The following is a 24,374-nucleotide window of genomic DNA, read 5'->3' as shown; positions in this document are numbered from 1 at the left end:
TTTGGTTCATAAAAAGGACCGGGGAATCGCTCCCCGGCCCTTTCAATAAGCTATGCGTTTTTTGTTACTGGCGTTTCTTTCTGCGTCTTCTGCCTGCGAAGATGATTCCCAGTCCTGCAGCAGAGAAGGCAAACAGGAACGGGATCCTGTTATCCGTCTCGTCACCAGTGCGTGGCAGCTGGTGCCAGTGACCGTCTGAATCATACCATCCGCCCCGGCGGAAGCTGTTTTCATACTTCGCCGTGATCTTGCCCTTTCGCGGGATCTTGTAGTCGTACATTGTCGTATCGCCTGTGACGGTACCATCCTCGGATACATGGAAGGTAATGTAACCGTCCACAATGTTGTATCCATCCGGTGCTTTCAGTTCGACGACTGCGTAGTGTCCGGCGGTGTATGCCGGGAAGAAGATCTGCCCGTTCTCATCCGTCGTTCCCTCGTAAGCAATTTCTCCATTTTCAGCCACGATCCGCAACTGGGCTCCGGCCAATGCCGTACCGTCGTCTCCGTCGCGTTTGGTGACCACCACTACGGTTTCCTTATAGTTGGCTACATGGAAGGTAGTGACGCCTCCGACTACGGATTCGTTCCTTACGGTGAAGCTGAATTCCTGGGGGGTTGCCTTGTATCCGGCTGCTGCTTCCGTCTCAACGATACGGTAGCTGCCATCTGCAAGGTTTGTTACATTTGCGTATCCGCTCTGGTCTGTGGTTACCTTCCGTAATTCATTACCGTCTTTGTAGACGGTGAATCTTACTCCGGCAATGGAAGCCATTGTATTACCATCGTACTTATAAACGGTTACGGACGGTTTCTTCGGAGTCGGTGTATGTCCTCCGCCTCCGCCACCACCAGGTTTGTTCGGCTTATCAGGTTTCTGTGAGTCATTCATGGTTACTGTGATCTGTCTGCCGTTTCGCGGCACGGTAAAGAATACATCGGATGCCAGTTCATATCCGGACGGTGCCTTTTCTTCTTTAAGAAGATAAGTTTCGCCGCCGTTTAACTGTCTTGTGATGTTGATACCGTCCTTGGTTGCTGCAAACTTAAGCACTTCACCCTGTTTGATCGTTCCATCGTGATCAACGGAATCAATGGCTGTATCGGTCAGTGCCCGCATCGGGGTTCCGCTCTTATCACAGATCACGAACTGTCCGCCGGTTAAGACGCTTCCGGAAGTTGACTTCTTGATGAAGATCATTTCCGTCGGTGCATCTTTCATCCGGATCACATTATCGGTGATCGCGATATCGAGTTTCACGCCTTCTGCATGGATGTTGCCCTTTTTATCAACCGCATTGCCGTTTCCGTCAATTGTGATCTTGGTCTCGCCGTCTGCGTAAGAACCATCCGGCAGGACCTTGATCGTGGTCGGGTATCCGTCCTTATCGTAAAGGACTTTGTTGCCGTCACGGTCTACATAGTGGGCATTGACTACCTTGCCGTCCTTGTCAACCGTGAACTCAATGTCTTCGCTGAATCCGAAGCCATCCGGAGCGTTCTCCTCGTGATAACGGTAAGTCGTATCACCGGTCAGCTTATCTTCCATCACGTGGGAAGTACCGTCTGAGGTCCACTGGTCGATGACCGTTGTGGTTCCGTTCGGTTCCACGCGTTTCAGTTCGCATTCCGCACCGGAAATTTCGTTTCCTGCGAAATCTTCCTTCGTAAAGGTAACTTTCGTCGGCAGCTTCTTATCGGTCATGACAGCCTGGACGTCTTCGCCGTAATGTCCTACCGTGAACTTCACATCATCTGCTTTCGCATATCCTTCCGGCGGGTTGACCTCGTGTAAGTAGTAGCTGTGGTCAGCCTTTAACACGATATCCCATTCCTGCCATGTTCCGTTCATGGTGAAGTTATCGATTACGATGACCCCATTTTCATCGAGTACCTGGAAGGTACCGCCCTGAAGAATGTGATCCGGGTCTCCGACTCCGTTTTTCAGAAGCCAGATAATTGGATTTTCCGGATTTTCCGGTACTTTCGGCGGGAATTCATCCGGCGGGGTTACCACCTTAATTTCCCGGTTGCGCATCTCCACAACCTGTTCCCTGCCATCATCGTTTACGGTAAATTCTACATCGTGGCTGTAATAATAACCATCCACCGTACCGGTCTCGTGCAGGGTGTATACCTGTCCGGCTATTAGTTCGCCAACGAGTTTGAATTCTCCTGTTTCGTCCGTTGTCCACTCAGCTACCTTGTCCGCTTCGTCATATACGGCATACGGTTCTTTCTTCGGGCCCTTGTAAACCGTGAGGACGGCTCCGGCTAAAGCCTTGCCTGTCGTGGAATCTGTCTTCTTGACCTTGATGTCCGTTTTCTTATCTGTCATGACTGCCTGGATATCTTCGCCATAATGACCAACCGTGAACTTCACATCATCCGCTTTCGCGTATCCGGCCGGCGGGTTGACCTCGTGTAAGTAGTAGCTGTGGTCAGCCTTTAACACAACATCCCACTCCTGCCATGTTCCGTTCATGGTAAAGCTATCGATTACGATGGCGCCGTTTTCATCGAGTACCTGGAAGGTGCCGCCCTGAAGGATATGGTCCGGGTCTCCGACTTCGTTTTTCAGAAGCCAGATAATTGGATTATCCGGGTTTTCCGGTACTTTCGGCGGGAATTCATCCGGCGGGGTTACCACCTTGATTTCCCGGTTGCGCATCTCCACAACCTGTTCCCTGCCATCATCGTTTACGATAAATTCTACATCGTGGCTGTAATAATATCCGTCTACGGTTCCAGCCTCATACAGGACGTAATGCTGTCCTGCGATCAGCTTGCCGGTGAGTTTAAACTCTCCGGTCTCATCGGTTGTCCACTCAGCGATCTTGTCCGCCTCATCATACGGATTGGAATGATCCGCCTTCGGGGCTTTCTTTTCGCCTTTGTAGACAGCCAGGGTTGCGCCTGCGAGCGCGTTGCCTGTCGTGGAGTCCACTTTCTTAATCTTCACATCGGTCGGAGCATCTTTCATGCGTACGACGTTTCCGACGATCTCAATCGTTTCCTTCACGCCCTCGGCTAAGAGCGTACCGTCCTTTGCGACTGCGTTTCCGTTCTTATCAACGGTTACCTTTTCCCCATCCTTTTCGTAAGTACCATTTGCTTTCACGATAATACCGGTCTGATATCCGTCCTTATCGTAGAGGATGTGGTTTCCGTTGGCATCCACATAGAATGCTTCCGTGATCACGCCGTCCTCGCCGATCGTGAACTCAATATCATCGCTGCGTCCGTATCCAGCAGGTGCCTGGTCCTCATGATAAAGATAAGTAGATCCGGCCTTTAACTCGTCCTTGATGACGTACGGGGTTCCGTTGGAGATCCATGCGTAGGATTCCGTCGTTCCCTTACGTGTCAGGGTGCAGTACGCGCCTGCGATTTCTTTTCCGCCAAAGTCTTCCTTGGTGAAGGTTACGGTATTGTCTGCCGGTTCATCGGTCATGACAACATCGACCCGCTCACCGTAGTGACTGACAGTAAACTTGACGTCTTCCGCTCTTACATATCCGGCTGGCGGGGTTACCTCGTGCAGCCAGTACGTATGGTCGGCTTTCAGTACGATTTCCCATCTCTGGTCCGTACCGTTCATGCGGAAGTCAGGAATTACGACTTCTTTCTTATCTTCGCTTAATACCTGGAAGGTACCGCCCTTTAAGATGTGATCCGGGTCACGGACCTCGTTCTTTAAGAGCCAGATGATCGGGTAGTCGTGGTCTTCCTTATTCTCCGGATTTTCCGGGATCTTCGGGTTCTGTACCGGTGTGTTTGCTGTGTCTTCCTTATCCGGAATGCCAGGATATTCCTTGGAATCTCCTGTGCTTCCGTCCGGTTTTTCAGCTTTCACATCTTTTGTCTTCACAGTGTTCAGATATCCGATGCCGTCATCCGTTTCCATCATGGAAAGTTTTTCTGCAGCTTTCTCTGTGACGGTTGCTGTGTAAGCGATGGTTGCTGTCTGGCCAGGTGTCAATTTCATGAACACATTCTCCGGCCATTTTCCGGATGCTTCACTTCCGGATTTTACGATGCTGAATCCTGCAGCACCCTGGACTGATTTCACCTTCAGATCCTTAAAGAATCCTGCGGCGGCGGACTCAAATTCATCCGTCACAGTCATGGTTAACGGCAGGTCGCCAGTATTCGTAATGTGTGCTTCGTAGGTTACGGTATCACCCGCAAAGAATCCGAAGCGGTCAGTACCTTCTTTTGCCGGGGCTTTTGTGATGCGGACTTTTTCCATGGTGTAGGACGGATGCGGTTTTCCTGCTTCCGGCTCCTGTACCGGGGTGTTCGCGTCATCTGACTTGTCACCCAGCTTATCCGGGTACTGTTCTTTCGTAACGGTAATTTCTGTCACGGTATCGCCCTTGCCGTCTCCGTCATGGTCTTCACCGCTGTATTCATAATATTTACCGGTTACATTGGTGGTAGTTGCAGTGTTCAGGTATCCGAGACCGTCATCTTTTGTCGCGCCGGATAAAGATTCCTTCGCTGCGTCTAAAACTTCTGCCTCATAGGTAACAACCGCACGGCCGTTAGACTCAATCGTGATGTTTGCAACAGAGCCATTTACCGCATTGGTCTTACCCATGTAGCTGTTCTCGGTACCAGTGTCATTTCGGTAGTAGCGGACTGCCTTTACGACTGGTGTTGTAAAGTTTGCCGGGATCTCGAATGCGTCGTCCACATCCATGGTCAACGCGATATCACCGGTATTCGCGATCGTAACATCGTAGGTCACCTTATCGCCGTGGAAGAAACCGTACTGATCGGTTCCGGCCTTTTCCGGAGCGAGTGTCACGCGCTCTTTTTCCATCGTATATTCCGGTTCATGAGTCTCAGGCTCGTCCTTCGGGAAGTTCTCCGGCGGAGTTTCAACGACGATCCGGCGGTTCTTCATTTCAACGGTCTGAGCGGTTCCGTCCGCATTTACAGTAAAGATAACATCTCTGCTATAGTAATATCCGTCCGGAGTTCCGGTCTCACGTAAGGTATACGTCTCGCCCGCAGTGAGTAAACCTGTAAGTTTCAGTGTGTTATGGCCGTTTGTGACCCATTCTTTTACGATGCTTCCATTCTGGTCAAGAATCTGGAGTGTCGCTCCGGCTAACATTCCACCGGTCGTTTTATCCGTCTTTTTAACTTCCACATCGGTCGGCTGGTCTTTCATGACCACTTCCACGCGTTCGCCGTAATATCCGACTATGAATCTCACGTCTTCTGCCGGCTGGTATCCTTCCGGAGGTGTTACCTCGTGCAGATAGTAGGTTTTGCCTGCTTCCAGCACTCCAGTCCACTGTTTCCAGTCGTATCCAATGCCGAACACGTTTCCGTCCAGAATATCCGTTACCGGATTCTTTTCCTCGTCAAGTACCTGGAAAGTACCGCCAGGTAAGATATGGGATGGATCGCCAACGCTTGTCTTCATTAACCAGATTACCGGGTATTCCGGCTCATCCGGTGTCGGCGGCGGTGTTACCGGCGGTTCATCCGGGGTCTGTACCGGAGTATGTCCCTCATCCTCTTTGTCCGGGATTCCAGGATACTCTGTCTTATCTCCCTCTGTTCCATCCGGTTTTTCTGCTCTGACATCATAAGTCTTTGCAATGTTGAGGTATCCGTTGCCGTCGTCGGTAGTCATGAACGCCAGTCTCTCCGGAGCTTTATCGGTGACAACTGCGGTGTAAACAACCGTTGCTGTTTTACCGGCCTCGATCCGGATTCTTGCCGTGTCTGTGCCTACTCCCATTCCGGTTTCGGAAATGTCCTCGCCCTTGATCTTTGCGATCTTAAGGTCCTTAAAGTAGTCCTTGACCTCCGGTGCAAATGCATCCGTGACGTACATTTTTAATGCCATGTCGCCAGTATTGCTGATATGGACTTCGTATGTGACGGTATCGCCACGTTTGAATCCATACTGGTCGGTTCCGGACTTCTTCGGAGCCTTATCCGTACGTTCCTTATCCATCTCGTAAGACGGAGTCGGTTCTTCCGGTACCTGGACCGGAGTGTTTGCGGTATCGGACATATCATCGAGCTTCTTGGTGACTTCCGTTACGGTATCGCCCTTTCCATCTCCATCGGTGTCTTCTCCGCTGTATTCGTAGTATTTTGTGGTTACATTGGTTGTCGTTGCGGTATTTAAGTATCCGAGTCCGTCGTCCTTTGCTGCTGCGGATAAGAACTCATCTGCTTTTTCCTTAACGACTGCGGCGTAGGTAACGACTGCATATGCACCGGCTTTGATCGTGATGTTCGCTTTGGAACCCTTGATCCGGTTGATGCTGCCCATCTGGCTGTTCTCAAGGCCGTTGGACCTTAAGTAGAAGTGGATCGCATCGATTTCCGGTGTTGTGAAGTTTTTCTTTACCTCAAAAGCATCGTCTACATCCAGTGTGATCGTTGTATCTCCGGTATTTGTAATGGTGACATCATATAATACGCGGTCCCCGTGGAAGAAGCCGAACTGGTCGGTATCTTTCTTCTCAGGAGCTAAGGATACACGCTCTTTTTCCATGGTGTAGCCCGGGGTTGCCGGCTGCGGGGTCGGCGGTACAGGTTTTTCATCCGGCGGAACCTCAACAATGATCTTGCGGTTCGTCATGGTGACTACCTGCTCTTTTCCAGTGTTTTCGACGGTAAATTCTACGTCCCTACTGTAATAGTATCCCTTGATTGTCTCAAGCTCATGCAGGACATAAGTCTCTCCGACAACCAGGTTTGCATCTGCAGGAAGTTTAAAGCTGCCGCTCTCGTCCGTTACCCATTCCGCGACCTTATCGGTCTCTGCATACGGGTTGGAATGATCTGCGTTCTCCGGCAGTTTCTTGCCCTTATATACGGCAAGCTTAACTCCGGCGAGGCTCTTTCCTTCCTGATCTTCCTTCTTGATGATGATATCAAGAGGAGCGTCTTTCATGATCAGGTGGTTATCTGTTACTTCGATTTCAGCTTTGACACCGGTTGCGATGACATTGCCGTCCTCTGTTTTTGCGGTACCTTCATCATCCACGGTCACGGTCTTTCCGTCATACCGGTAAGTTCCGTCTTCGTTTTTGATGATACCGATGGTCAGGCCGTTCTCATCATAGAGAATCGTATTGCCATGTTCATCCACGTAATGGGCATTTGTCACGCTGCCGTCCGCCGATACGGTAAACTCGATATCCGCGCTCTTTGCGTAACCGCCAGGTGCCATATCCTCATGATAGAGGTAGGTCTGTCCGGCTGTCAGGGCGGATGTCATGGTATGGGTGGTGCCATCCGTGGTCCAGGAAGCGATGGTCTGTTTCGTGCCTGCGGTCAGGATGGAAACATTTGCTCCGGCTACCGGGGTTCCGCCCAGATCCTCTTTCGAGAAATCAAAGCTTAATGGATGGTCCCGCATGGTAACGGTCAGTGTTGTGCCAGGTTTTGCATAACGGATGATGAACATCTGGTCAGCAGCTTTCGCGTATCCGGACGGTGCTTCCTGCTCCTGCAGGCAATACTCCTTGCCGACTACAAGCTGTTTTGTGATCAGGACGCCATCCGCGCTTCCCTTAAATACCAGTTTTTCGCCACGGCGGATGAATCCGTCGTGTTCGGTTGACGGAATCTTGGTATCATATAACGCCTTGACCGGGTTCTTTGCCGCATCCAGAATTGCGAAAATTCCGTCTGCCAGGATGTTGCCCGCCATGTCGGTCTTAACGATCTTCACGCTGGTCGGCTCATCCTTTAAAACAACCTTGTTGCCTGTGATCGCAAGATCTCTCTGAGTTCCGGCTGCAAGCAGAATACCGTTCGCATCGTAAACGTCCCCGTTTTCATCCCTTGTCACGGACTCATCCTTGTAGGAATAAGTTCCGTCACCATTCTGGATGATTTCAGTTGGATAGCCGTCACGGTCGTAAAGAACCGTCTTCCCATCTTCATCTACGTAATGCGCATCTGTTACGTTGCCTTCCTCATCTACGGTAAAGACCACATCCACGCTGTATCCGTATCCGTCAGGAGCTGCGGACTCATGGAAGCGGTAAGTCTTGCCAGATTCCAGTTTTCCTTTGATCACATGCTCTGCAGCGGTACTTACCCACTGCTCGATCCGGTTCTCGCCGGTTCCGGTTACTTCGTAGAGTTCGCAGGTCGCGCCCAGCACTTCGTTTCCGGAGAAATCCTGTTTACTGAAGGTGATTCCGTCATTGTGCTTCTTATCTGTCATGATGACATCCACGCGCTCGCCATAGTGGCCGACTGTGAACTTTACATCTTCTGCCGGAAGGTATCCGTCAGGCGGTGTGACCTCATGCAGATAATAAGTATGGTCTGCTTTTAATACCGTCATCCACTGGTTCCAGCCATAGCCGATTCCAAATGCAGTGCCGTTTAAGATATCCGTTACCGGGTTCTTATTCTCATCCAGCACCTGGAAGGTACCGCCAGGTAAGATGTGAGACGGGTCGTTCACGCTGTTCTTTAACAGCCAGATAACCGGGTATTCCGGCTCATTCGGGCCTGGCGGCGGGATGACCGGAGGTTTGTCCGGAGTCTGTACCGGAGTATGTCCGTCGTCCTCTTTATCCGGGATGCCAAGATACTCCTTGTTGCCGCCTTCGCTTCCGTCCGGCTTCTCAGCCTTGACGTTGTAGGTCTTTGCGGTATTCAGATATCCGTTTCCATCATCAGAAGCCAGGAAGGACAGTCTTTCCGGTGCGTTATCCGCAACAACCGCCGTATATGTCACAACGGCTGTTTTGCCCGGCATGATGCGGATCCTTGCGGTATCCGTACCGATACCCATTCCGTCTTCGGAGATATCCTCGCCATCGATCGCGGTAATCCTTAAGTCCTTAAAATACTGACTTACTTCGTCCGCAAATGCGTCGGTTACGAACATCTTTAACGGCAGGTCGCCGGTATTGGTAATCGTGACGTCATAAACAACGGTATCGCCGCGGTGGAAACCGAACTGCTTTGCATCTTCCTTCTCCGGAGCTTCCGTTTTTCTTTCCTTATCCATCTCATAGGATGGAGTCGGAGTTTCCTTATCCGGGGTCTGTACCGGGGTGTTTGCGTCATCAGACTTATCACCCAGCTTATCCGGATAGTCTTTCTTGGTTACGGTAATTTCCTTTACGGTATCGCCCTTGCCATCTCCGTCTGTGTCTTCGCCACTATACTCATAGTATTTTCCGACTACATTGGTTGTGGTGGCAGTATTGACGTATCCTAATCCGTCATCCGGCGCACTGTTGGATAACAGCTCATCCGCTTTTTCAAGGACCTCTGCCTCATACGTGACAACCGCATAAGCGCCGGCCTTGATCGTGATGTTGGCCTTGGAACCGTTCACACTGTTCAGGGTACCCATATTGGTATTTTCTCTTCCGGATGCGCTGCCATAGAATCTAACAGCGTGTACCTTCGGAGTGGAGAAATTCTTTTTAACCTCAAATGCGTCATCCACATCCATGGTCAAAGCGATCTCTCCGGTGTTTCTGATCGTTACGTCGTAGGTGACACGATCTCCGTGGAAGAATCCGTACTGGTTTGTATCCTTCTTCTCCGGCGCTTCGGTTACCCTTTCCTTCTTCATCTCGTACTCAGGTTCCTTGCCTTCCGGCGTCGGGGTATCCGGCGGAAGTTCATCCGGTGGGGTCTCTACGATGATCTTACGGTTCTGCATCTCTACGATCTGCTCGGAACCGTCCGTATTGACAACAAACTCAATGTCGTAGCTGTAATAATAGCCATCGACGGTCTGTACCTCGTGAAGCGTATAGGTTGCACCAGGCTCCAGGGTGCCGGTCAGTTTAAACTCACCGCTTTCATCCGTTGTCCATTCTGCAACTTTGTCTGCTTCGTCGTAGTCAGCATAAGGAGCCTTTTTCGGTCCTCTGTAAACCGCAAGGACTGCACCGGCTAACGGTTTCTTTGTCTGCTGGTCTACTTTTTTGAATCCTACATCCGTTGGCTTATCCTTCATGACAGCTTCCACGCGGTCTCCATAGTAACCTACGGTAAACTGCACATCTTCTGCCGGAAGGTATCCGTCCGGAGGAGTTACCTCGTGAAGGTAATAGGTCTTACCGGCTTCCAGGACAATGCTCCACTGATTCCAGTTGTAGCCGATTCCGAAAGCAGTTCCGTCCAGAATATCCGTTACCGGATTCTTATCCTCATCCAGTACCTGGAATGTACCGCCAGGCAGGATATGGGACGGATCGTTAACACTTGTCTTCATCAGCCAGATTACCGGGTATTCCGGCTCATCCGGTGTCGGCGGCGGTGTTACCGGTGGTTCTTCCGGAGTCTGCACCGGAGTATTCGCGTCATCCTCTTTATCCGGGATGCCCGGGTACTCAGTCTTGTCCCCTTCGGTTCCGTCAGGCTTTTCAGCCTTGACTTCAAATGTTTTTGCCGTATTTAAGTATCCGTTTCCATCGTCCATAGCTGCAAAGGATAACCGCTCCGGCGCATTGTCTGCGACAACTGCCTGATAGGTTACGGTTGCTGTCTGGCCTGGCATGATACGGATCTTTGCTGTCTGGTATCCGATACCGAGGCCACTCATGGTTCCGGAAAGGTCCTCCCCTTCAATAGCGGTGATCTTTAAGTCCTCAAAGTAATTCCTTACCTCTGCCGCAAATGCATCGGTTACAAACATCTTTAACGGAAGGTCTCCGGTGTTTGTTACATGCACAGCGTAGGTAACAGTCTCACCGTGGTTAAAACCGAATTTTCCGGTTCCGGCCCTTTCTGGAGCTAAAGTAATACGCTCTTTGTCCATCACATAGGACGGGGTCGGTTCTTCCGGTTTCGGCTCCTGTACCGGGGTATTCGCATCATCCTTCTTATCTTCCAGCTGCTTTGTGACTTCGGTTTTGGTATCCCCTTTACCGTCCCCGTCATGATCTTCGCCGCTGCACTCGTAGTACGTTGTGAAGACGTTTGTGGTGGTTGCGGTATTTAAGTAACCCTTGCCATCGTCTTTTGCTGCATCCGATAAGGATTCTTTCGCGTTGTCCAGTACCTGTGCCTCATAGGTCAGTACGACATGGCCGCCTGCCAGAATGGTGACATTCGCTTTTGAGCCGTCAATCGCATTTAATGTACCCTTGCTGCTGTTCTGGTAACTGGTCTTCGTATCATAGAAACGTACAGCCTTGACCACCGGTGTTGTGAAGTTTTCCGGAATCTCGAATGCATCATCCACGTCCATGGTAATGGTTGTGTCTCCGGTGTTCTTCACCGTTACCTCATAGGTAACGAGATCGCCATGGAAGAATCCAAATTTATGGGTATCTTTCTTGGCCGGAGCGTCGGTTACACGCTCTTTTTCCATTGTGTAATCCGGTGTAGTTCCTTCCGGTACCGGCTGTGACGGCCGTTCATCCGGCGGAGTTTCTACAATGATCTTACGGTTGGTCATAACAACAGTCTGTTCTTTACCATCCGTATTTACAACGAATTCCACATCTTTGCTGTAATAATATCCTTTCACAGTCGCAGACTCATGCAGGACATAAGTCTCGCCCGCTACCAGGTTTGCATCTGCAGGAATCCTGAATTCACCGCTGTTATCTGTCACCCACTCGGCTACCTTATCTGCTTCTGCATACGGGTTGGAATGGTCTGCATTCGGCTCTTTCTTCGTTCCTTTATATACCGCCAGAGTCGCACCCGGCAGGCTTACGCCATCCTGGTCAACTTTCTTAATGATCACGTTGAGCGGTGCATCCTTCATGATGACAGTATTATCTGCCACATCAAATTCTGCACGGACACCTTCTGCGATGACATTTCCATCCGCATCGATGGCGTTGCCGTTTTCATCAATCGTAATATCCGTCTCTCCGTTCTTGTAGGTGCCGTCCGCCTGGACGGTGATTGCAGTCACGTATCCGTTCTGGTCAAAGAGGACCTGCGCGCCCTGCGCATTGATGTAATGAGCCTTGGTCACATTGCCTTCTGCATCCACGGTAAACTCGATATCCGCGCTTCCCGCATATGCGGACGGGGCTTTTAACTCCCGGTACAGATATGTTTTTCCTGGCTGCAGTTTTCCGGATAAGCGATGTGCTGCTTCGGTTTCTGTTGTGGTCCATGTTTCCACAGCCTCGAACGCGCCATCGGCGTTGCGCGTGCCGACTGCTACTTCAGCACCGGTTAAGTACTGTCCATTCAGATCAGTTTTGCTGAACTTGACATCCAGCGTCGGGTCAGCCATGCGGATCGTATTATTGATGACGCGTACTTCTGCTGCATCACCATCGTATCTCGCATTGCGGATCACGCCCTGCTTATCGATCGTAAACAGGATATCTTTCGATACCTTATAACCATCCGGAGCTTTCACTTCATGGTATTTGTAGGTCTTTCCGTATGTCAGGACACCGTCCAATACCTCTGCTTCCGCCGCGGATACCCACTCATGGATCTTTTTGTAGCTGCCGTCTGCCTGCTGTTCGTAAAGCTCTAAGGATGCGCCCTCTAAGACGGTGCCATCCTCTGTGGTCTTTAAGAACCTTGCCGGGATCTTTTCGTTTGTCATGCCGACCTGGATGGCAGCAGACTGGTTGTAGATCGGGGCCGTGAACGGAACAGCCGCGTTATTAACGGAATATCCGTTCGGGGCTTCATTCTCGCGTAACTGGTACTGCTTTCCTGCTTCTAACAGTCTTTCAATGCTTACACCGTCCGCATTTGCGGCAAATGTCAGCTCCTCACCTGCAAGGATCATTCCTTCATGGATGAGTGACGGGATCTGCGTATCGCGGATTGCGGTCACAACATTTCCGTCTCCGTCTAAGATCGTATAGGAACCGCCTGAGATCGCGTTCTTCTCATCGCCGTATTTGGTGATGACCGCTTTGACCGGTGCATCCTTCATAACGACTACATTGCCGGTGACTGCGATTTCCTCAGCTACGCCTTTGGCATGGATCGTTCCATCCGCATCCACTGCATCGCCGTTTTCGGTGATTGTGATCACGGTCGCGCCGTCACGATATGTACCATCTGCGGATTTCGTGATTCCGGTCGGGTATCCGTCCTTATCATGGAGCAGGGTCGTGCCGTTTTCATCCACATAATGGGCTCCGGTCACATTGCCGTTCTTGTCAATGGTAAACTCGATATCATAGCTGTACTCGTATCCTGGAACGGTTGCTTCCTCGTGGTAAAGATAGGTAGCATTTGCGGTCAGGGTATTTACCATTTCATGTACAGATCCAGTTTCGCTCTGCCATCTGTCGATCTGTGTCGTGGTGCCATCTGCATTTTTCCGTGAGATCGTGCAGACTGCTCCTGCGATTTCCTCTCCTGCGAAGTCAGTCTTCTCGAAGGATACGCGTACCGGATCATCCTTCATGATGATGACGTTGTCGGTTACCGGAAGCTGTACGTTGGCGTCTGTTACAATCACCGTTCCGGCTGCGTCAGTAAGGTCATTTCCTGTCTTCGTCAAGGCCTGTCCGTTTAAGGTGTAGCTTTCGCCTGCTAAAGTCTCGCTGTAAATAACCTGAGTCGGCCTGCCGTCAGTGCCATATACCAGACTCTTTCCGTCCTCATTCACGTAACGCGCATTGGAAATTGTTCCATCTGCATTTACGTGGAACCGGATTGATACTGCGTATGCGTATCCGTTCGGAGCGGTGACTTCCTTATAAAGGTAGTCCTTGCCTGCTACTAACAGGCCTTCCGTCCGGTGCGGACCGTCTGTCGTACTGGTGAACCGGTCAACGACTTCCCAGTTTCCGTTTTTCAGAATACTCAGTTCACAATCTGCTCCTGCGATTTCCGTACCGGCATAATCCGTTTTTTCGAAGGATCCGACGATCTTTTCGTTATAGATCGGTGCCTGCACATCTTCTCCATAATGGCTGACTGTGAACGCTATATCTCCATCCGGGAGCTTGTATCCGTCCGGAGCCTTAATCTCTCGTAAATAATAGGTATGGTCTGCTTCCAGTACGATATCCCACTCTTTCCGGGTACCGTCCATGGTAAACTTTCCATCTTTATCCTCATCGGAGATCTGAGTGATCACAGTTTCGGTACCATCGTCCGCTTTTGCGATCACCTGATAAGTACCGCCTGGAATGATATCCTTGTCTGCGCTGCCTTCCTGCGCCTTATCACCTTTCAACAGCCATACAAACGGATATGCCTTTTCATCCGGTTCCGGCGGGAATTTATCCGGCGGAGTAACAACTTTGATTTCACGGTTGCGCATTTCCACGGTCTGTTCGCTTCCATCCGTATTTACCGTAAATTCCACGTCATAACTGTAATAGTAGCCTTTTACTGTTTCTTTTTCGTGTAAGATGTAGGTTTTTCCTGCTTCCAGGACTCCGTTCAGCTGGTATTCGCCGGTTTCATCCGTCGTCCATTCAGCTACGACCTTGTCCCCATCCAGTACCTGCAGGACAGCGCCAGCAAGTGGCTCTCCGGTCGTGGAATCCACCTTTTTGATCTTCACATCTGTACGGCGATCCTGCACGATAATGCGGTCAGTTGCACCGTCAGAAGATACTGTGAACTCGATCGGAGCAGATACTGCATAACCGGTCGGAGCAGATACCTCTGTTACATAGTAGGTTTTTCCCGCTTCCAGGACACCGGCGAATGCGGCTGCGGCCTTTTCGGTTGTCCATGTTAACGGATTGCCGTTCGCATCAAGAACCACATTTCCGTCCGCATCCGTAATGGATAAGACAGCCCCCGCGAGTGCACGCTGGATCTTCTGGTCAAGCTTTGTGATCTCTACGTTGGTCGGACGGTTTAACAGAATGAAATTGGTCACTCTGCATTTATCATCCAGACTGAAGCCGTAGCTTGATAATTTGTAGTCTCCATCTGTCAGTTTTAATATTTCATTGAAATAGTAAGACTGGTTTTTCTTTAGTAAAGCACGTTCTGCCGTAATGCTTCTGTGGCTGGTGAACAGTGCGTTTACTGTCGCTTTATCTGCGATGGTTCCTTCCGTATTGGAAGATTCTGTGCGGAATCCTTCTGATGCCGGGACATCCATTTTGATGCTGTACTTGGTATCCGCATTTAATCCTGTGATGACCAGATAATCATTTCCGGTCAGGATTGCTTTCAGCTCTTTTTCCTTGCCAAATGCATAGAACACACCGTTGCTCAGTCTTGTGCGGTAATAATATCCGCCTGGGAGTGCATTTCCATCCTGATCCGTTAAGGTTACCGTATACTGGAACTGTGTAGCGCCATTCTCCGGATCAGATCCGGTTACCGCATTGGCGATCACGAGGGAATCATTCTCTGCCATCGCACCAGTCTGCCCGCTGACAACAACCGGATTCAGATAGCTGATGGTCGTTTCTCCGATCGCAGCCTTCATCTCTACAGATACATTGGCGCTTTTGTTTACGGATGCCACTACCAGTAAAGTACCGGATTCTTTTGTTGTCTCGTACATATAGCCACCCTTGTACTGCAGGGCGCCTGGGTCCGTACGCTCAAGTGTCAGTCCGGTTCCAGGATAAACGATGATCTGTTTACCCTTGCCGACGTAATCGATCCGGTAAGTGATGTTGTCCCCCACTTTAACGCCGGAATGGTTCTTGCCGGCACGGCTGATATCATCAATGCTGATAGAATCCTCATTGTCGGATTCCGGATTTAAAATTGTTACATTGCTGTCGTTGGATGCGATCTCATAGATCACGCGGCCGTTTTCGTCCGTGATATTGATTCTTGAGTCGCTGACTGCCTGTGTCCAGATAACTACTTCCCCGTCTGCCGGGTCGGCGATCATCGTAATGGAATCAACAGTCTGCTGGGTCGTATCGGATAAAGTGACTACCGTTTTAATATTATAACGATGACCCTCTGCCACTTCGCTTTCCATTAACAGGACGCGTCCATTCTTCTCCACGCCGCGCTCAAAAGAGTTTCCTGTTTTAAGGTCAGTGATAACGGCTTTGACACCCACTGCCCTTCTGGTATGAGTCGTCATGGATTCAACTGCTCCGGTTTCATCCGCAGTAAAGGAAATAAATCCGTTTTCTGCCGGGTCAAACCAGATCTTATCGATTCCAAGGCCATTTTCATTGGTGTGGAAGAATACATCGTTCTGCATGGTGTATCCTGCCGGGACGGAAACTTCGTGAAGTACGTAAACGCTGTCCGGGGTAATGCCGGTCAGGCCATGTTCTTCTTCTTTTGCATCTACCGTCCAAGTCCACTCTGTTTTCTTGTTTCCATCTGATTTCCACGTTCCATTCTCATAAACTGCTTTTGTTAATTCCAGTTTTGTTCCCGGAACAGATAAATGGGAATCAAAATCTTTTTTGGAGATGGACATCTGTGATTTCTCATTCTGGATCACGAAGACTCCATCCCGTAAAGCATCGTCTTTGTTGTTGAACATTTCGCATACGTATCCGTCTACGGTCTGTTCACTTAATGTGAATTCATGCTGGGTTGCATTTAATGCGTATCCGGTTGGGGCGGAAACTTCCTTTAACAGGAAGGTGTACGGAACAAATTTTCCATCCTTGTTGATCCTTCCTGTATCCGCAATGTTCATGGATGCTTCGCCGTTTACATCGGTTACCAGCGTACCGATTATGGCACCGGTGTCTTTGTTGCTGATCTCAAAAACAGCATTTTCCAGAACTTTTCCCTTCTCATCTGTTTTCTTGACTTTTGCTGCTACAGGCGCCGGTTTATTAACCAGGCTGATTCCTGCCAGTTCCATGTCGGTTGTCTGGCCAGTGATCTGGAACTCTTTGACTGTTGCCGATAACATATAGTTTAACGGCTGTTTTTCTACCAGATAATACCATCCGTCCCGGACGTCCTTTACTGCATGTGGTTTTAACTGTCCGATCTGTTCCTTCCGGATTAATTCCTTCTGATATTCGTATTCTGTGTAGGAGCCGTCTTTTCCAGTTGTAAAATCATCGACCAGTGCCGCGCCATCCGGAACATTGCCATCTTTGAATGCATGGTCCGGATCTGCAATGCGCTGTTCGCTGCGATACAGTGCTAGTTCAACATCTCCAATGACTGCGGCTTTTGTCAGGTCATCGGTGTAATGCACTTCATTCTCATAATATCCAGCGAAATAGCGTCCTGCACCATCCACAATATACTTGGACAGCTTTAACTCTCTTTTCCGGTTTTCGATATCAAAGATCTGAATGTCGTCCGTTTCATCTACCGTAATCTGTTTATCAGCGGCTTTTGCGAATCCTTCCGGAACTTCAATCTCCTTTACCGTATATTTGCCGGCTGCAAGATAATCGAACCGTCTGGTTCCGTCTACCGTCAGATAAGTTACGGCATTTCCTGCGATGGTGCGATAGTCAAACTGATAGTCCATAATATAGGACTGGTAGTCCGCGGAACTGGAATCATCATCGACAGATGCGCAGATGTGCATAACGGTGCCATTGCTGACATTCCAGAATTGATCGCCCATGCTGGTTGTTTTTGCTTTATCCTTGGTAGCTTTTAAGGTCACCGGATACTCAAACGTATCGGAAGTCTTGTCTCGCTCTTCATCTGCATAAGCATTTTTAAACTCTTCCGGTGCATCATCCGGCGCAACCCCGTTTGCCACGGTAATCACTGTGCCGTCAGAAATCTGCCACTGCTCTTTCGCATCCACCGAACCAGCCTTTAAGGTTGCCGTGCGTTTTACGTTCCAGGTGATCGTTTCCATATCATTGGAACCATTGTTATATGCATTCTGGAACAACTGCGTAAAGGAAGTATAGTCCGGTCCGCTTGCTCCGCCCTTAAAGATAGATGTTACCGCTCTCACCGCTCTCGCGAAGAGGCCGGTATTCATTGGCGCCTGCTTTGCGGCTCCGCCATTTGTGTAATCACTGGCATCGTCCGTATACCAATCCGCTACCAGGGCACCGTCTTTGTCGTACAGGCCCAGTTTTGCGCGGCTTGCGTTCGGAAGCAGCTTTCTGGTTCCATCCTCTTCCGTCATGTACTTTTCGATCTCTACTTTCGTATGTTCGTCTGTCATGCTGAAGAGCTGTACGCCTTCATACTCTCCGACCGTGATGGTCTGAGGTTTCATGGTGACATATCCGGATGGAGTCCGGACCTCGGTGATCGTGTAAGTTCCCTTCGGGATACCCTCCAGGAAAAGCGGTTTCGTGGTATCAAATTCAATGTACCAGGTGCCGCCACTGTTCTTTTTCGTAAAATTCGTACAGGAGGTGATGGATACCCAGTCACTGAAGGCTTTTTTGGTTGCCTGGTCTTTACCCTTCATCGATAAAACCGCACCCGGTACGTGTCCGTAGCCATAAGCGCCTTTTTCTTCCTGCTTTGTTACGATATCGCCTGCTGCTGTTTTTACGGTTTCGCCATTTCTTCGCAGGTTCTTCATGTAATTGTCCGTTCCGTCTACTTTGACGATTTCAACCTTAATGGTCGTATCTGTCATCTCAGTGGTCTGAACATTTGTATTTTCATTCATGGTAATCGCTACCGGCATAGCTTTTACGTATCCATCCGGTGCTGCGAGCTCCTCCATGATATACAGGGAATGCGGCAGTCGTTTTAACATATCCGCCTGTCCGCCTGAGGTAGTCTGATCAGAATATACGTCATTTCCTGTTAACCCATCTGTGGAAATCGTATTCTTTTTGGCAGCTGTGTTGCTTACCGTATCTACCTTCTGGGTATCAAACGGATCGTTCGGAGTGTTTTCTCCGGTTACCCAGGTATTATTGATCAGGTAAGCATCGCCCAAACGTCTGTACAGGACATTATCCGTAGAATGGATATCCCCGCTTCCGGAACGGAAAGCGCCGCCATTTGCATCAAATGTAACAGTAACTTCTTTTGTGGTTCCAGTTGCCGTCCGATTGGAATACCATTTTTCTTCCTGCTCCGGCGGCATGGTGTTATTCTTGTTTCGCCAATATGCTTTGACTTCTTTTCCATCCGTCAGAGCATTCGGTTCTACCAGCCAGCCTGCAAATACAGAATTGGATCTGGATGGAACCGGAACAGACTGATTTCCGTTTACGATATAGTTCCCATCCACATCAACGGTCACTTTGATCGTCTGTCGATTGGAATACTGGTAATGTGTCTCCTGATTGAATGGGTCGTCTTTATCTCCATTATACAGGTCACTGTGCCTGTTGATGACGTAGGCATTTTCATTCCAGTCGTCCAGTCCGTCTTCATAGACGTATCCCAGATACTCTTCATCATCGTAATCGTATTTATCGGAGCCTTTTGTGTATGTCTCCTTGGAAACGCGGTTGTATACCGGATGTCCGTTTTTATCCAGTACCGGGTTGAGGCTGTTCTCGAATTTACCGTCTTTTAACGTTCCGAAAACATATTCATCTGCGGTATCCGCATTGATAGTAGCCGGTCTGGTTGTGATGATCTTCTGGAAGTAATGGCTTCCTTTGGTGTTATCATCTGCGTTACCGGTGCCGTCATAGAAGGTATTGACCGGCCATACGAAGATCTTTACGTCCTTATCGGAGTTGAAATCGTCATTGGTACCATGGATGTTATCATGGGAATCCTTTTTATCAATGGATTCCACCAGATATGCGATACCGGTGGTCGGGTCTACCAAAGAATCGCGGTTGCCGTCTTTATCCAGATGGTACATCCGCATATCCTTATCCTGTGTTCCGTCCTCATCATAGAAGCGGAACATCTTCTCACGCTGGGAATAATGGATGTTCTTAAAATTTCCGCCCGTGAATTCAAACACAGGGGTCGTTTCGCCATCCTCAAATGCGTAAATTGAGAAATCGCGGTTATCGTACTGGTCCGCATTGATCACATTGCCGTTTTTATCAAATCCGTATACGGAATCTGCCTTGTTGTAGCGCTGCGATCCGAAGATCTCATCAATTTTTTTCGCATTGCTGGTACCAACGGTTGTTTCGTACTCATCGTTGGTCGTAACATGCAGGTTATCGAAACTGTAAAACAGGATCGGGGTATCTTCTCTCTGTATCGTCTTTGCGATCCAGACACCGTCCCCCTTATCGTTGATGGCATCCTGATAATTGTAATTGTCATCCACTTCGGTCCCGTTTTCGTCCGTGGTGACTTTGGATTCATCTTCTTTCTGCTTTACATACTCGATCCGGCTGCCAGCATAACCCTTGTTGACGTAAACCATTTCAACGTTGCCGGAACCCGCAGAACGCTCCACGGTCACACCGAGCCATTTATTATCCTTATCATACTCGGTTCCCGGATTATAATTGATCTCCAGTGCGTCGTACAACGTCATGGTTGCGCCCGCAACATAACGGTTCGTGTCGTTGGCTGTTTCCAGAGTCTTTGTGACATACGCATAACCCTCAAAGATTCCCTGCTGGTTATACTTGATGTCAATCTCTTCATCCGTGCTCTGGAGTTTTCGCTTTGTCAGATACTCCAGGGTACCCTTTAACCACCCATATCCCAGATAAGTCCCGTCCTTGCTTCTCGCAAGCTCAATCTGGTTTTCCCCGTACTGCTTGATCAGGCATTTTCCGCCCCTTCAATACGGCCGGATACTTTATAGGTGATCGTATCCGCGAGGGTGCTTTCCACCGTTTTCGGGTTCAGCCCCTCATGTGCTCCCTGTGCCGTCTTTACTTTGGATACCTGCAGACGCAGCGGTGTATCGTTGACATACACTTCTTCCGTATGGATCGTATCCTGCGGTTTATTCCCGTTCGGCGTTGTTCCGTCTGGGTTGACCGGCTTTTGTGTAGACACGGCATAGGCACTCATCGTGCCGAGACTTGGCACCACATTCTGGAATGCCATGAAACCGGCTAACAATACACATAGTCCGCGCTGCGGAAGTGATCGTATGCCAGTCCGGCGTTCCAAACTGTCTGGTTTTGTTACACGCATAGCTTTTCTCCTTTCTCTTCGTGTCTTTGTTCAGTATGTCGCATCTTTCTGATTTGTGTCTTTTCTGTGACCGGAATCTTCAATAATTTTTCCGAACATAAAAATACCGCGGAGAGGATGAAGTTCCGCGGTATTTTTGGAAATATTTTCACTCGATTTCCACGAGCTGAGAAAAAATGGGAATATATGCATGAGGTCCGGCGCTGCCCCGCGCTTTGAGGGGCTCTATATAAAAGAAAGGAGTATGTTTTTTGCGCCGTTCTCATGTTTTCAGTATGTCGGATATTTCCATATTGGCCTTTTGTCCTGAATTTTTGCGGATAACACTTTTTGGTCATTTTTTGATGTGCGTATGAACGGATGATGACCATTTTTTATTATCCGCAAAACTTTCACGGGCGCAGGCCCGGACCGGCGCCACGGTCCCGCCGTTTCCGGCGGGTCCGTTACGTCTGGTCATGCTTACTGGTATTTGACGTTGCCGGCGTTATCTACCACTGGCCTTTCGCATTTACCTTGAAGCCGTTTACGGTCGTGCTCTTATAGAGTCTTCCGCGCTTGCCGTTGGATTCGGTCTCGAAATAATAGCATTCTCTCTTACCGTCTCCGTCAGCGTCGATCCAGTTCCAGCCGGTCAGCATACGGCCCAGGGTTCCATCGGATAATGGATTCAGGTAATAGGTATCGCCGTTACCGTCGGTGAACCAACCGGTCTTCATGACGCCGTCTGCGCCAAAGTAGAACCAGTCATATGCTCTCTGTCCCTTAGCTGTATCTGCGTACGGGTTATAGACAGCTGCCCACTCGTTTCTGAACTGGCGGGTCGTTGCGAATGTCCATCTGCCCTGCGCATCTTTCTGCCAGGTTCCGTCCTGGATAACGTAGGACGGTACGTTTGCTGCTTTCGTGGCTGCTGCCACCTCTGCTGCCGTCTTGGTCACTACGCGGCCGTTTCCGTCTACGTACTGGCCCTTGCCGTTGACCATATAGCCGCCGACATTGGTGTTCTTGTAGAGCTTGCCGCGGGTTCCGTTGGACTCGGTCTCGAAGTAGTAATACTCGTAGATACCGTCGCCGTTATCGTCGATCCAGTTCCAGCCGGTCAGCATGTGACCCTGGGTACCGTCCGAGATCGGGCTTAAGTAGTACGTATTACCGTCCGCTTCCGTATACCATCCGGTTGTCATGGTACTGTCCTTACCGAAGTGGAACCAGTCAAATTCCTTCTGGCCCTTGGAAGTATCTGCGTACGGATTATGGACTGCTGCCCACTCGTCCGTATAAGTACGTCCGTTGGTATAGATCCACTTACCGGCCGCATTTAATGCCCAGGTACCGCCGGATACAACGTAAGTCGGCAGGCTGCTGGATGTGGTTGTCTTGGAGCCGCTCGGTCCGACGCCGGTTGTGACTTTTCCGCCACCACCGCCGGAACTGTGGCTTCCGCCGCCACCGCCTCCGCCACCGCCGGAGTGCCCGCCGCCTCCGCTGTAGGAGGAGGTGTTATTGACGTACTTCACGCGGATGGTAACCGGTGTTTCATCTGCAAGGTCTCCCTCGCCGTTGGTTGCCTTGATGGTTACGACTTTCGTTGCCACATACGGATTTGCCGTTGTGTACGGATGTGCCAGTACATCCTTTAAGAATGCATTCAGATGATCGCTGAATGCGCTTCCCTGCAGGTTTGCCGGAGCGACAAGGGTCAGCTTGCCCGCGTTATCGACTGCCAGGATACCCGGATCACTGGAAGAATATAACGGTCCGTGCTCATCCGTTGTGGTGTTGTAAAGCTTCGTGGTCAGTGCTGCAGTATTGCCGGACAGGGTGTATGTCGGGTTGCTGCTGGAGCCGGTACCGGTGATGGTCACATCCATGGTGCGTGCACTGTCCGTAATATCCGTATTCTCATAGATCAGCTCGAAGTTTACGGTGATGGTATCCTTCATGGTTCCATCTTCCGTGGCAGCCGTTACGGTTGCGCTGGTCGTGCTGGTGTACGGAGCGGACTTATCGTACGGATGCAGCATGGCATCCTTTAAGAAGCCGTTGATGTTATTTACGAATCCGTCACCGCTCATGGTCGCCGGCAGGGTGATGTATGCCTGTCCGTTCTCATCCACGGTAAGGAGATTCTTATCGGAAGAAGTGTAGACTGCTTGGTATAAACATCGGAGTTTACATTAACAGCCGTGGAAACCGGGTCTCCGACCACTTCGAATTCCTTGCGGGCAAGGTTCTTCGCGCGGAGCTTCAGCTTCATGGTCACTTCTTTCTGTTTTGCGACAAGGTTCTCGTAGGTCAGTTTTACATGGACCGTACACTGGTCTGCTAACTGTCCGCTCTCATCGTATACCGTGATCACGACGTCTGCTTCATGTCTGTACTCATCGGTACCTGGCATGTACGGACGCTTCATGGCATCCTTGATGAAGTCGGAAGCCTGCTCCATGAACTGCTTCTGATCCATATAATACGGCATGTTGAAGGTTACCTTGCCCTTGTTGTCTACCTTTAAGATGCTTCGTCGCTGGACTTGAAGGTAACGTTCTTGTTGTTTAAATCAGCAGAATGGATGATGCTGGACAGATCGAGGTTCGTGCCGGTCAGCTCGTATACCGGATCATCTGCATATCCGGTTGCCTTTAACTTGATGTCCATGTCTGCTTCATGGGTATCCAGTTCTACTTCCTCGTAGGTCACATTGATGCGGACGATCGCGCTGTCACGCATATCGTTGTACTCAGATACCGCATTCAGGGTGATATCTTTCGTTGTGGTGTACGGATGTTCCGGCGTGGACGGATGGGACATTGCTTCCTTTAAGAAAGCGGTTGCCTGTGCGTCAAACGCGTCACCGGTCCAGTTGGTTGCATCCTTATCCGGTACGATTAAGGAGTAGGATCCGTCGCTGTTGAGGTTCAGGATCTGAGCATCACTGGCAGTTGCCAGACTGAAGGTCGCGGTATCGTTATCCGGGTATTTGGAGAAAATGGAGTAATCCATCTTACCTGTATATCCCGTGATCTCGTATACGCGCTTCTCACGGTTGGTTGCCTTGATCTTAACGTTTAATTCCTGTACATCCGGGCTGAGCTGCATCTTCTCATAGAGGAGATTTACCTTTACGGTGCAGGTGTCATACATGGTGCCGTCTTCGTTCTCAGCCTTGATCGTAACTTCGCGGGAAATAATATCCTGCGGGTCATCATCATTCGGATTATACGGATGGTTCATGACATCCTTTAACTGCTCATTCGCATTGTTCAGGAAGTCGTCTCCTTCCATGGAATCCGGGAGCACAATGGAGACATTGCCATCTTCATCTACGGATACCAGATCATTTCTGCCTACGACGCTGTATTTCAGCTTGCCGCCGCCGTTCACATTTAAGTTCGCAGCTGCAGATACACTGTCACCCAGTACGCTGAACTTCTTGCCTTCCAAGTCTTCCGCACGAAGGGTCAGATCCATAGCCACGTTCTTCTTCTTCATGG

5 protein-coding genes are annotated in these 24,374 nt (G+C 49.9%); all 5 read right to left on the bottom strand.

Annotated elements, in window-relative coordinates:
- Nucleotides 1-64: 64 nt before the first annotated feature.
- Nucleotides 65-20,266, bottom strand: coding sequence for a SpaA isopeptide-forming pilin-related protein (locus DW085_RS10715; protein ID WP_118492696.1), 20,202 nt, complete (start codon nt 20,264-20,266; stop codon nt 65-67).
- A gap of 233 nt (nt 20,267-20,499) precedes the next feature.
- Nucleotides 20,500-20,880, bottom strand: a complete 381-nt coding sequence (locus tag DW085_RS10710; protein ID WP_118492694.1) for a hypothetical protein — start codon at nt 20,878-20,880, stop codon at nt 20,500-20,502.
- Nucleotides 20,881-21,371: 491 nt separating this feature from the next.
- Nucleotides 21,372-23,000 carry a hypothetical protein gene (locus DW085_RS19165; protein ID WP_182430868.1) on the bottom strand — a complete coding sequence of 543 codons (1,629 nt, stop codon included), beginning with the start codon at nt 22,998-23,000 and terminating at the stop codon, nt 21,372-21,374.
- On the bottom strand, nt 22,955-23,359 hold the full coding sequence (locus DW085_RS10700) for a hypothetical protein (protein WP_118492692.1): 405 nt from the start codon (nt 23,357-23,359) through the stop codon (nt 22,955-22,957). The genes DW085_RS19165 and DW085_RS10700 overlap by 46 nt, the downstream gene beginning before the upstream one ends.
- 32 nt (nt 23,360-23,391) lie before the next feature.
- Entirely contained in the window at nt 23,392-24,372 is a 981-nt protein-coding gene (locus DW085_RS10695) for a hypothetical protein (RefSeq protein WP_118492690.1), read from the bottom strand.
- Nucleotides 24,373-24,374 lie beyond the last annotated feature (2 nt).

Source organism: Clostridium sp. AF50-3 (assembly GCF_003477445.1).
GTDB lineage: Bacteria > Bacillota > Clostridia > Lachnospirales > Lachnospiraceae > Otoolea > Otoolea fessa.
This window is presented reverse-complemented; position numbering and strand designations above follow the sequence as displayed.